The sequence below is a fragment of the Eubacterium sp. 14-2 genome (assembly GCF_000403845.2).
In the GTDB taxonomy this organism is placed as follows: Bacteria; Bacillota; Clostridia; order Lachnospirales; family Lachnospiraceae; genus Petralouisia.
The window spans coordinates 127,280-139,981 of record NZ_KE159568.1 but is presented as its reverse complement, the minus strand read 5'-3'; the positions used below and the strand labels follow the sequence as shown (position 1 = coordinate 139,981).

The window sequence follows — 12,702 nt, the reverse complement described above, 5'->3', positions numbered from 1 at the left end:
CAATGAGACAGGATATCTTAAGCAAATTGGACAAATTATTTTCAGGAACCATTGACACAATAAAAGTCACTTGCCGTTCCAGTAAATTACAGGAAATCATGAAATTTGAAATGCTTGGACATGAAATAGAAGAAGACGGCAATGCCATCAAGGTTTCAGATGATACGGGGAATGGATTCTTTTCACCAAAGACAGTGACCATTGATCCAACGGAAGTAAAGAAAGTTACATATGAGGATGGTACAGGAATCCATTGCAGGAATATGGTTATCATGATGAAGGATGGAAACAGGATTGAATTGGAGACGGTTGCATTTGGATAGGGAGGTGTGGAATTGGAAGAGCTTTGTTATTAGATGTGGAAGAAAGAGTGCTGGAATAGGATTGGAGGAATAAAGCAAATGAACAACACAGATAAGAAAAGTTTTATTGTTTACAGTCAGAAAATGGCAGGTTATTTGATGCAGATGGGATTTGTCCTTATTGATATGCAGCCCGATTTAAAGAAAACTGGCAGGAATGTATTCTTTTTCAATGACACACCACAATTAAAATCGGCAATAGATAAATATATGAGTCGATAGATGGAGTGTGTGCCAATGAAGAAGACAGAATTAACATGGGATGATTTTGAAACTTATTTACCAGAGAATTATGAATTTGATGAAAAGCAGATAGAGTTTTATAAAATGGTTTTTGAAGTCCTCATACATAACAAAGACACTTCAAAAGTTACTTGTTTTGGTGGCAGACCAGGAATAGGGAAATCTACCTTTATAAAAACGTTTATGCATTGCTGTATTGGGGATTATTTCTATGGCAGACGACATGAACCTCTGGGATTGGTAGTTATTACAGATTCAATTAAAAGATTAGAGGAGTTGTCTAATGGGAGGAAAGATAGGGAAGAAGCCGCTAAATGTTGGGGAGAGATATTTGAAACGTTTGGGATTGAAGACCATTATAGGGAATTTGAAAAATGTGTTATTGTTTTGCGTTCAAATACGTCTGTGTCATTTGAGAAACAGTTGTCAGAGCAATATTATAAGCCTATTGTCTTACTTTCGACACAAAGGTATTTTATGCTTAGTGAACAGGTAAGGGAGCAGCTTTTCAGGTTTAATTATAATAACAAGCCTTTGAAGAGAAGCATAGTCATTTTTGATGAATGCCCATATTTTTCAGAGACAGTTACAATAAACAGCAAAAACTTGACAGATATAGAATCCGCTCTTTATGAAGGGTTATCTGATGAAGTAGAAAACAAAAAGTTTGCTATCAGAGAATTTAAGATATTTAAGGACAGGCTGCTCAGCCAGATGGATGAAAAGGAAGATTCAACTAAAGACAATGTAACTTTATATTGGAAGGATGGAAGATACCCTACCATAACTCCGAACGACACATTATTTTTTGAAGTTGTTGAGAAAAATAGGGAATCCCTGACACAACAATATAATGCAATATTAAAGGATTTGCAGTATTTAAGGGAAATTGCAGAAAATGGAGCCATATTTAATTTCATAAAAAAGAAGAAAAGCGATAAATATGAGCGTTCAATTATATTAGTTAGGGATAATAGGGAATCTTTTTATTTAGGACAGGATAAAAAGTTTTTTGTCTTTGATGCAACATGTGATATTGATCCACGTTATGATTTGGACTATGTAGATATTGTAAGCGGGGAAAAATATAATAAACCACTTAAAATGACTATAACGAATGTAAAAATGGCAACAAGCAAGAATGTATTATGCAATGGAAAGAAACAGTCATTTTTAACGACAAATTCTATTGCAAACTATTTGAAAAATAAGATACATCATGGTATTGGCAAACAACGGAAGATTTTAATAGTAACATACAGTAATTTATTCCAGCGTTTCAATAAAGAGTTTGATTATGTTGGGTATTTTGGCAATCTTAAAGGTTTTAATGACTTTAAGGATTTCTGCAAGATGGCACATATTGGGATGAACCGTTATCCGCCAACTGCATATTTTTATATCTATTGTGGATGCAATATGGATATTTACCATAAGTTAAAAGATATGACAGAAGAGGAATCAAAGAACTTTTTTAAAAGCGTTAATTCAAATTTGAGTGAATACCAAAATATTCTTGACACTGTAATGCTTAGGTGTATGCTTGCTGATTTTGAGCAGAATATATTCAGGCTTGCAATAAGGAACTATGGGAATACAGATGATGTACATATATGGACATTCTATAATAATGGATCGGATGTTTATAAAGCATTATCTTCTATGATTGAAGACAGGTATAAGCCGTATGGAGCAGTATTTGAGTATGAAGATACACCAGAGGAATTGCAGATAGAGAAAATAAAAAACAGGAAACCGCCAGAGGGAAAGAAAATGACCAATGCACAGAAAATAATTAGTTGGTGCGAACAACAGGAACATGGAGCTGTATTTAAGATTAGCACACTGCTATCAGATACAGGACTTTCTAATAACACTTTTAAGGAAACAAGAAAAAGTAATTCAATTATAAAAAAAATGTTTAATGAAATGAAGACAGAAAAACAAGGATATTATAAAATTGGTTAAGTTTATTTTAGGGGGGATTTCCTAATATATATTATTAGAGAATCCTACCCAAAATTGTAAAGCAAAAAGTAACAATGATGCTCTTGTTGATAAAAAATAGTTCTTGTAAAAAGGTTTTGTCCCCTATTTTCTAATTATATACTTATATAGGAAAAGGGGGACATTCTAAAATAAATTAATATGTTTTGTGTCCGTTTTCTAATTATATATTTATTAGATGGCACATAAAAATTTTGGAATCAGATAAGGCAGATTGAAAAGGACATTATAAGGTGAAAAGTGGGGTAAGATTCACACAGATGTATTATTTATCATATTTGTGGATTCTCCCCCAAAGAAAAATATCTGCTTACAAAAAAGATGAGTTTCGTTAATTGGATTGGCATATTGCGAACCGCCGCCCTTTGGCGGTGAATAGGGCAAGACAATATGGCTGTCTATGGGTGTGGGTGTCCCCACTTATGTTAAGTAAAGATTGGAGAAATGTTATGACAAAAAGGGAAGAAACATATATTGATAATTTACATAAGAAATTTGCTACATTATTGGATGGTTTTATGAATTCAAGTGTTATTGAATATGAGAATAAAGAGCCAATATTAAATGATTTAAAGTTTGTGATTGATGAACGAATCAGAGAATTACATGGTGAGGATTTATTGGTATAGTCCACTGACAGTTAGGCAATCGCTTGCAAAAAGCGGCAAGCTCATGCCTCCGTTTCGCAATCAGGGATTGCTCACGAGTATATATTTTTTAGATGGGAATTATATGGCAAGGATGGTTAAATGTTGCGTCACTGGTATTCATGGAGAATCAGATGAGTTTTATAAAATTGGACGTGATTGGTTTAAAGATAAAGATGCATACATAAATTACCTAAAATTTAAAGATGTAACATATAAAGATATTCTATCTTTGCTGACAGAAAATAAGAATAAAATAATTTCTTCATCAGCAAAAGATAAAATTATCGAAGTAATAATGTTAGATCATAAAGCAGAATAAATTTTATCAAAGAAGGGTATCAGCAAGAAATTGAATGGGAGATGAACAAAATGCTTGAAGTATATGGTGTTGATAAGTTCTGTCCTATGAAGAGTGGAAATTATAGATTTACGAGTTAAAAAAGGATAAAAAAGGAACGCTGATCATGAATAAACAAACGCTGATAAAAAATATTTTGACTATTTATAATAAATATGGTGTTACACAAGAAGATATAGAGCCGTTAATAGATGGAAGTGTAAAAGATGGGTATACATATGACAGGATTTATTTCTTCCTTCAATTAGCAATAACGGATGCTTATGGTCTGGATTTCTTCTGGTGCACAGCGAGTCAGATGGCAAAAGCATTCGGGACATCTGAGGAAAGAATGCTGGAAATCATGAAAGAGGTACATGATGAGGTTGTTAAAGAGGAAGATTTGGATAAACCTTTTAGAGTGCCAGTAGAAGTAGGAGAGAAATTTTTTATGGATAAAGGAGATATGGTTTATGACTGAATTGCAAATGATTTCGTCAAGCGATTGGCAAGATTACTATAGGATAATGGACGGATATTTATTTGTGGTAAATAAATTTGTAGAAGTTGATGATATGAAAACAACATATACAATTCCTAAAAATTATTATAGGAAAGTTGACCAGAAAGCGAAGGGTAAATTATGGATTCTTACAAGACCTGTCAAGCGTTATGGTGGCCATAAAAATTATGAGTTATTAGAGCTTGGTGAAGAAAATGGTGAATTTCCTATTGGTACAGTATTTTACAATGAGAAACCAGTAAGAAAAACAGATAATCCTTATGCTTATGATTGTTTTGTCAAAGCATCATGGAATTGTTTACACAATTATTTAGAAGATTGGAAGATGATTTCAGAACAAATACAAAAAATTACTAAAAGATATTTGGAGGATAAATAAAATGAGTTCGTGTAAAAATTGTAGGCATTTGATAGATATTCTTGATGAAGAAAGAATCGTATGTGAAGCACATAAATTTTCGGTTGAAAAAGATCAAGAATGCAAAGCATATTTAAGTGCTAAGTGTAAGGACGAAAAGAAAATAAAGAGAAGTAATAGCAGAGTAGAAGATATATTGTTAGAGGAATATGAAGACATGCTTGGATAATAGTGTAGTCTCTGACAGTAGGCAGCCACCGCAAGCGGTGACTGATTAGTTCGCAATCTGACGATTGCTCACAAATATAGATTTTTTGGATAAGGAGAATTAATTATATATGGCAAACAAGAAAGGAATTAAAATTACAACAAAAATATTTCACGATAACAAGATATATCTTAAATTATCGGATGTAACCAAAGCATTAAATTACAAAACAAAACAATCATTTGTAGATGCACATGGAGATATGATTATAAAGATTAAAGGAATAGGTGATTGTATTCTTGAAACAGATTATAACAGTCTGCTTGTAAAAGATGATAATGCTCTTTCAAGGCAAAAACAAATCGAAATAACAAAGGTAGATACTCTTAGAAGCAAAATAGAAATGGTAACAAGTATGTATCCGTTAAAACTTGCATTTGGCAAAGGATATTTTGATTTAATGGCTAAAAAACACGGTTGTATTTCGGTTGAAGAATATATTTTAAAGTATGACTTACCACAAGAAGAGCAGAAATGCCTAAAAGAAATCCAGGAACACAGGGAAAGCCATACATATTATAAAGAGGAAGTAGCAGCGTTATATGATAAATCAAGGCTGGATATTGATAAATTAAGGCAATGTGGGCTTGATATACAGGTTATGACACAGGTTACCAGTAATGGCCATATGAATTTGATTTCTTATATTGTTGGGGAAGGAGTATTTATTGAATTTAGTTCCTATGATTATCATGAGTGGGACAAGATCAGCATTGATGAAAAAGGGAATATATTAGTTCCATATTTCAATTATGACGATCATCCTGAAGATGGAGAGCAGCTTATTAATCTTTCGGATGTAGGTATTGACAGGGATTTCCGTAACCATAGTATTGTGGAGAACCTTGCATGGTGCATCCAAAATTTAAAAGTGGAATCATTAGAAGATTATGAATACGATGTTTTTCATTACCGCAGTGATACGATTGATTTTGAGATAGGAATTGAATTATTAGTAAATATGATTAAACCGGATGCATCAAATACGGTATATGTAGATGGAATTGTGGGTTATGAAGAAGAAGTATATATAACGGATGTGGATGGACAAAAAGTGTTTGGAAGATAAGATAGGAGAGAAAATAATGGACAGAGAAACGGTTTTACAAAATATAATGAACAATTACGGAAAATATGGAATTACAGAAGATATGGTGAATGAGGTTATTGACGTAGGTCTGGAAGGCGGACTGACTTATGAATTCATTTATTATGACATGTGCAGAAAGATTTCTGAAATCACAGGTGAGGAATTTATCTGTACGTCTTCAGATATGGCGAAGGCTTTTAATATTAGTGATGATGAAATGCAGAAGATTATTGAGGAAGCAAGAGAGGAATTGATTGAATCTGGTGAAAATCCGGATGAATATTTTCGGGAAGTTCCGGTGCGAAGATTTATGATTTAGGGATAAAAATAATGGCCTGTCAGTCAGACAGGTAAAGAGGATTACAAGGATATTCCTTATCTCTGCCATTTTGATTTAGGAGCAGTTGGTTTAAACCAAGTGGTGAAAATATATAAAAAAGAGGTAAGAAATGGCAAGTGAAAGATTGAGCAAAATACAGAAATGGATATTAGAAACATGTTTCAGAATTACGGTATTACATAATAGAGAAGGTTTGAAACCATTGAAAATATGCTGTTATTATGACAAGGATAAATGTCCTGAATTTGCAATAAAAATACGAAATTGTTATAACAATATTATCTGCAAGTGTGAAAAAGAAGGGAGACCATATTATGCAAGCGATTATTGTAATATGTATGAAATGTACTTAGAAGACATATTGTTGAATTATTTTGGCATGGAATTTAGTTATGAGAAGGGTACTATATATCGTGTCGCACGGATAAAGATGGATCATAACACAAACAAGAATTATGCTACAGTAACAAGAACCATGAAAAATCTTGAAGAGAAGGATTTAGCATTCAGATATAAATATGGTGAGAAATCAACCGAAATTTGTTTGACTGATAAGGGAAGAATGAAAGCTATGGAATTATTGCATATAACAGAAGATGAGATAAGTGAGCCACCATTACTTTCCGATAATGAATGTAACGAAAAAAAGATAGAATTAGATGCAGAGATCAAAAGAATAGAAAGTGGAATATCTTAATGTTAAGAGTATGATGTGGGTTTGGTTATTATTAACTATAAGAAATTTCTTAAATTTCTAAAGGTTAAGAGTATGTCCAAATGGACACATTATTAACATTAAGAAATATGGAGGATTCAAACGATTAATAACACAAAAATTCAATACCTATCAGTAGCAGATTCAAAAATCTATAAAGTCACAAATATTGACTTTTGCAATTTGATGATAGGAGCAATCGAAACAGACTTGACAATGAATGATGTGCCAGAGAGTGAACTGTGGGATATTTCATATTTTGGGGATTTTAGGATTAGGCTGGTAAATTATGGTGGTGTGGCTGAGATTATTAATATGGCTGATTGGTTGGAGCAGCATAATAAAAAGAATTGATTTTGCCAATAAAATTGCTCTTTTATTCGAAAGGGAATACAAGATATAGAGCATAAAAAGAAAATAAATACTATATATTGTGCAGATGTATAGAGGGGATTAGAATTCCTAGGGATATTAAGAAATCTGATGGAATGGATGATTAATACACAATTAGGTAGACGCAATCTTCCACCTCAACAAAGAATTGCTGTTGTCAAAAAATTTGAGAAAAAGATTCAAGAACAGGCAAAAATCACTCAAGGTGCAAGAACTGATTTAACTTCTTCTCCAAATGGAGAAAAGGTTATTACTTCTACTCGTACTGATAAAGAACTAGCAAAATTAGCTGGTGTTGGAACTGGCACTGTCGCAAGGTTTAATAAAGTAATGAATTCTGATGATGATGAATTAAAGAAAAAAGTTCTTGCAAATGAAGTGAGTATCAATGCTGGATATGAAAAAGTTATTGAAACTAATATCCGTCAACGTGGCATAGGTAATCCCATTAAACTGGGAAGATGTATTAAAGAGTTGGAACAGACTTATGGAATTGAGTATGGAGGCGATAGAAAATCAAGTTCTAATAATTATAACTTGAAAACTCAGTCTGATATTGCAGAAATGATTGGTATTTCAGTAGATACACTTAATAATTATAAATAAACTCACAGAACTGGTTCCTGAGTTACAAGATTGGGTTGAAACAAAAATTTATAAAAATGTTTCTTATGAATTGAATTATACAGTGGTTATAAAGCCGTTATTTCGGCTGTATTTGGGTTTTTATATGCAGGTTAGGAGTTGTTGGGATGATGGATTTTGAGGGGAATTTGGCAGGATAATTGAGTGTGGTTATAAAAGATGGTTCCTGGATTGATGCAAGGACGTTGCATAAGGAATTGGGAGTTGTTGTATCTGGTGGTAATAAGGTTACTGTCAAGTGATAGGGGATTATTGTTGGATTTTGGTAAATTTTGGGACATTGATAATTGAATAGTGATGGTTGGTGTGGTATTATTTTATTAATTATATTAGATTGATTTTGTTTGGGAGAATATAAATGAAAGATATACTTCAAAATACAACTGAAATAGTAGTTGCATTTGAAAAGGTAATGGAAGGCAATGCTATAGGTGTATTTCAATTATTAGACAAAATTAGGAAATCAGTAAATTGTATAAGAGATGCGATGTTTTACGAAAAAATATCTGCGTTAATGAATGAACTTGACAGCCATCAAACTGATAAAAGGAAAATAGGAGAATTACTTGCTAAAAGTGATTATGGTAAAGACTATGGGTTTGCATTATTAAAATATATTGATGATTTTGAAAGTATAGATAAAGGGAGGTATTTAGCACATTTGTTAGATTCACTTTCAAAAGACTTTATTACTGCCCAAGAATGTTTTATTTATGCAAGACTGCTTAAAGATGTTTCTTTAAACGGCTTGCTATTTGTTAAAAACAATGTCTCCAGTCGAAGATTTGATAAAAATTTGATACTGAGAGAGTTATTTAGATACAATTTAATGTATGAGGCAAATGAAGGAGGTTATGCATTTGAAATAATAGCGTATTATCTTGATAAGTTTGCTTTGTCGTATTGTGTTGAAAAATATAAGTATAATGGAGAAGAAGATTATATTCCTTCTAAAGAGAAGTTTCCGAAGAGAGTCTCTAGTATAGTGATATCTCAGGGAAAACCATATTAAGAATCAGTTTACCAGCCATCAAAAATAAAACGGTGGCTGTTTTTTTACACTTGAAAATAGAACGTATATTCGATATAAAATGTAACACAGAACGCACATTCGAAATACGTTTATAACGATATTAAGCACAAAACACACAGATTCAAAGAAATTCATTAAACGGAAATAGCATATAGGAATGATTCATTGATTTAAGGCAGTTTCTTAATTGGGACTGCTTTAGGTGTTATTTTTTTACGGATTTTTTGGTTTTTTGAAGAAATATTTCAATTTTTTTGAATTTAATAGGTTTTTCGCAGTTTTGAGAAAAATGTGGGAATGGATGGAGAAGTAATAAGTATATGAATGATGATAAAGCAATCTGATTTTCCATAAAAGGATAATATCTCAGAATCCTAGAGGCGGAACCGAAACTTTCGGATGGGATATGGTTCCGACTGGCTGATCCTGATTATATGGATTATGCGTTATAGTGTGGGATTTTTGGTTGGAGAAAAAGAGAATAGATAAGTGTAAGCGTTGTTGTTGTGAATTTTAGGTTGTGGAGGATGAATTATTGAGTGGCATAGATAAAAGAAGTGGTATATTAGTGGATGATAACAAATTAGAAAATCTATATCAAATTTATATGAGAGTTCAATCTGGAGATAAAGCTGCTTTGAATGAATTATTTCAGACAGTGGACAACCACCAGATACATAGACTAGACGTAATGAATAAGGAGTATCAGATGTCCCATATGGATAATGTTTTAGATTCAGAATTCGTGCTGGATAATGAAAAGAATATACAGGAAAAAGAATGGATAGATTCTGCATATTCAAGCGTGAGTTTCCGGTTTTCGTGTTTGAATAAAATGCTTTATAAAAAGAAGAAAAAATTTTTATCTAATGCAAAAAATACGGGTTATGAGAATGGGAAGAAATTAAAGAATAGTGGCAATAGAAAATATTATGAAGGCGAATATGATATTTCTGATTTTAATGAACTAATGTATGAAACAACCATTGAGGTATTTAGTACAAAAACAGATGAAAATAATTGTCTGACTTTGGATGGCAAGAAAAATGTAGATACTCCAATAAGTAATGGTGTTTCACTGCTCAGAAATATTTCATATTTTACCTCAAGAAAAATAAATAAAAGAGCAAAGACCAGTTGTCTGGATATATATGATATGGAATGTTTGAGGAAAGAATCGGAGATTGGATTTTCAAATTTTGATAAATATGCATTCAGAAAATTTTTATATGCTGAAGGCGGCATGTCACGATTAACAATGTATACAGAATATTTAGATTGGTTAAGGAAATATGATGTATATAAACTTTTTAAAGCAACTTCCAGCAATATCAAGGCCATTATTGAAACTATTATGAATTGTGAGGATACTTTTTTAAAAGATGAATCCGGTGATATGGAAACGGGGTTTGGTATGCGTTTTGTGACACAGGAAACATTACATGAAATAATCAGGTTCAGACATCATATGAATATTGAGCAGGAAAACATATCAAAGGATATGGAGATTATAGAGCAGCGGTTGTTAGACCATTTATTCTATTCGTTAAATTACGAAATTGGGAAAGCAGAGAAAAGCGAAGGTGTTTATGAGAAAGAATCTGAACGTTTTTTATATGGGCTGGATAAAAAGGCATATATAAAAATGTTTGACAGGGCAAGTTATGAAATATATGGAAAAAGCATTGATTTTATTAATAGTGATATAAATGGAAATGATTTTGATAATTATTTCAACATAATGAAAAAGTATGAAGAAATGATTCTTGGCGTTATCTCTAAAGAAAAGGGAAAGAAGAAGTACGACATGGTTAATTTAATATCAGACAACGATTATGATTTAGTGGAAGATAAAAGAGAAGCGTTATTTAACATAGCAAACACAATGATAGCATGTTATCAAAAGAAAGAAGATGAATATAGAAGGAAATATTTTGGCGATTATCAAATAAGGGGGATTGTTGATTGGGAAAATGGATATTGGGAAGCTGAATTACGTGACGGAATTTTGAAAATCAAATTATTTTCAAGTAGGAAGGTAAAAAAACCAATTCAATATAATATTAATAAGGTAAAACTAATGGCGTATTATGGCTGTATCAATTATTATTTTTGCGATGAAGAAAAGAAAGTGTGTTACATATTTCCTAAAAACAGGCGCATTGTTAGCAAATCAAATAAAGACCATGAAATTTTTATGTATAAAGTAGGGTAAAAAGGTGCACTTACTTATATTAACAAGTACATATATACAGAGGGACAAGAAAGAAAAATTTGTTTCCTCAAAATGTTTTTTGTTTTGAATATCAGGCATAAGAGGGCGTATAAGGCTGTGGAGAGCCATATGTGCAATAAACCTTTTGTGCCAAACAAAAATTCATCCTTCAGATCGATGCAGGTTTCACCACCTGTATTGGTATTCACTCCGTATCCACAGCGGGGTATATGCGCTGAGTCCACTAGGCGCACACAACAACAATGTAAAATCCTGTAATATATAAAAACTCCACTATATGTTTACAGGTCATCCGGCGGAGGGCTCCACAACCTCTGCTGGATGTATATCATGTTTTTTTATATTTTTATGTGGGTTTTTATAAAGAAAATCAAAGTAAATAAACAGGATAAAGAAAGGAAAAATAGAATGGATTTAAAAGAAAGAGTAAAAATGTTTATGGAAGATACAGGCGCGAAGCTCAGTGTATTTTCCCGTAAAGTTCAAATGAGCGTTACATATTATTATGCATGGATGCGTAATGAGGTAGAACCCTCAGAAGAAATGTGTGAGCGTATCAAGGCATATCTTGATGAAGTGTATGCAAAATAGTACATACATAATTAAGCAACCAATAAACCAGGAACCCATTTCTCAGGAATCCGGATTCTGAAAATGAAAATATAATTTCTTGAAAATCAAAAACAATTGAATTTGAAAACAGTAAAAAATCCCAAAATTAAAAATAGAAATAAGCAAAAATTAAGCATTTTTTGAAAGAAATGTAAAAAAATCAACATGATACTATACAATGAAAATTTAATATAGAACTAATGATAACACAACAGTGGGATGGTGTAAAGTGGGAAAATATGTTCGTGTTTTGGATGGTGGAGAAAAATAGTGGGTAAAATGTGGAAAGAAAGCAAACATATGATTGCAGTAGAAAGGTACAGGTGATATAATGGAAACATAATATATAATAGAAGAAACAGTTATTGGGGGGTGTAGGGTAATGGGCAGAACAATTCTTTGTCCGCATTGCAAGTCGACGATAAATGAAGATATATTGAAGCAAAAAAACAGTGAAGATATATGTCTGGTTTGTGGTGGGAGATTGGATGATGGTGGTAGTGCAGATGCTAAGTCTGATTGGATCACATGGTATTATTATGGGTTAAAAGATAAAAAGGGCAATAAAACTGAAATAACATCTTTAATGGATAAGCCAATGGATTTAGAGAAGTTTGGGGATACTCATTATCTTATAAAAGAATTCCAGGCTCCACCAAGGGATATAAATGGAAAAAGTGATGCTGCAAAGAGGGAACTCAGGAAATATGTCCCAGATGCTTTCCAAGAAGCGAAAGCTGTACCAAAGGTGCAATGCCCATATTGTTTCAGTAAGGAATATACCATGATGAACCGTGGATTTTCTATCTGGACGGGCTTCTTAGGGAGTGGGAAAGCAAAAAGGGTATGCAACCGTTGTAAAAGGGAGTTCTGATTATGAGGTATAGTGT

16 protein-coding genes are annotated in these 12,702 nt (G+C 32.4%); all 16 read left to right on the top strand.

Features of this window, described 5'->3' with window-relative positions; translation table 11 throughout:
- The first annotated feature begins 2 nt into the window (after window positions 1–2).
- A complete protein-coding gene (locus C805_RS17875; RefSeq protein WP_016215358.1) occupies window positions 3–323 on the top strand; it encodes a hypothetical protein in 321 nt (106 codons plus the stop codon).
- Between the two features lie 78 nt (window positions 324–401).
- Window positions 402–584: a DUF5659 domain-containing protein gene (locus C805_RS17870; RefSeq protein ID WP_016215357.1), complete on the top strand. Its 183-nt coding sequence runs from the start codon at window positions 402–404 to the stop codon at window positions 582–584.
- Between the two features lie 15 nt (window positions 585–599).
- A complete protein-coding gene (locus C805_RS17865; RefSeq protein WP_016215356.1) occupies window positions 600–2,573 on the top strand; it encodes a hypothetical protein in 1,974 nt (657 codons plus the stop codon).
- Window positions 2,574–3,061: 488 nt separating this feature from the next.
- A complete protein-coding gene (locus C805_RS17860; protein ID WP_016215355.1) occupies window positions 3,062–3,241 on the top strand; it encodes a hypothetical protein in 180 nt (59 codons plus the stop codon).
- A 103-nt stretch (window positions 3,242–3,344) separates the two neighbouring features.
- Complete coding sequence (locus tag C805_RS17855; RefSeq protein ID WP_155957645.1) at window positions 3,345–3,581, top strand: hypothetical protein; 237 nt, start codon at window positions 3,345–3,347, stop codon at window positions 3,579–3,581.
- A gap of 145 nt (window positions 3,582–3,726) precedes the next feature.
- Window positions 3,727–4,080, top strand: coding sequence for a hypothetical protein (locus tag C805_RS17850; RefSeq protein WP_016215353.1), 354 nt, complete (start codon window positions 3,727–3,729; stop codon window positions 4,078–4,080).
- Window positions 4,073–4,501, top strand: coding sequence for a hypothetical protein (locus tag C805_RS17845; protein WP_016215352.1), 429 nt, complete (start codon window positions 4,073–4,075; stop codon window positions 4,499–4,501). Before C805_RS17850 ends, C805_RS17845 begins: the two co-directional genes overlap by 8 nt.
- Window position 4,502: 1 nt before the next feature.
- Complete coding sequence (locus C805_RS17840; RefSeq protein WP_016215351.1) at window positions 4,503–4,709, top strand: hypothetical protein; 207 nt, start codon at window positions 4,503–4,505, stop codon at window positions 4,707–4,709.
- A 109-nt stretch (window positions 4,710–4,818) separates the two neighbouring features.
- Window positions 4,819–5,817 (top strand): hypothetical protein, encoded by a 999-nt coding sequence (locus C805_RS17835; protein WP_016215350.1) that lies wholly within the window; start codon window positions 4,819–4,821, stop codon window positions 5,815–5,817.
- A gap of 16 nt (window positions 5,818–5,833) precedes the next feature.
- Window positions 5,834–6,157: a hypothetical protein gene (locus C805_RS17830; protein WP_016215349.1), complete on the top strand. Its 324-nt coding sequence runs from the start codon at window positions 5,834–5,836 to the stop codon at window positions 6,155–6,157.
- Window positions 6,158–6,287: 130 nt separating this feature from the next.
- On the top strand, window positions 6,288–6,875 hold the full coding sequence (locus C805_RS17825; RefSeq protein WP_016215348.1) for a helix-turn-helix domain-containing protein: 588 nt from the start codon (window positions 6,288–6,290) through the stop codon (window positions 6,873–6,875).
- A 501-nt stretch (window positions 6,876–7,376) separates the two neighbouring features.
- Window positions 7,377–7,892: a hypothetical protein gene (locus C805_RS27145; protein ID WP_016215347.1), complete on the top strand. Its 516-nt coding sequence runs from the start codon at window positions 7,377–7,379 to the stop codon at window positions 7,890–7,892.
- A gap of 397 nt (window positions 7,893–8,289) precedes the next feature.
- The gene (locus C805_RS17820) at window positions 8,290–8,943 is read left to right on the top strand and encodes a hypothetical protein (RefSeq protein WP_016215346.1); all 654 of its coding nucleotides are present in this window, start codon (window positions 8,290–8,292) and stop codon (window positions 8,941–8,943) included.
- Between the two features lie 556 nt (window positions 8,944–9,499).
- Window positions 9,500–11,179, top strand: a complete 1,680-nt coding sequence (locus C805_RS17815) for a hypothetical protein (protein ID WP_016215345.1) — start codon at window positions 9,500–9,502, stop codon at window positions 11,177–11,179.
- Between the two features lie 429 nt (window positions 11,180–11,608).
- Entirely contained in the window at window positions 11,609–11,791 is a 183-nt protein-coding gene (locus tag C805_RS0105890) for a helix-turn-helix transcriptional regulator (protein WP_016215344.1), read from the top strand.
- A 403-nt stretch (window positions 11,792–12,194) separates the two neighbouring features.
- Window positions 12,195–12,686, top strand: coding sequence for a hypothetical protein (locus C805_RS17810; protein WP_016215343.1), 492 nt, complete (start codon window positions 12,195–12,197; stop codon window positions 12,684–12,686).
- Window positions 12,687–12,702 lie beyond the last annotated feature (16 nt).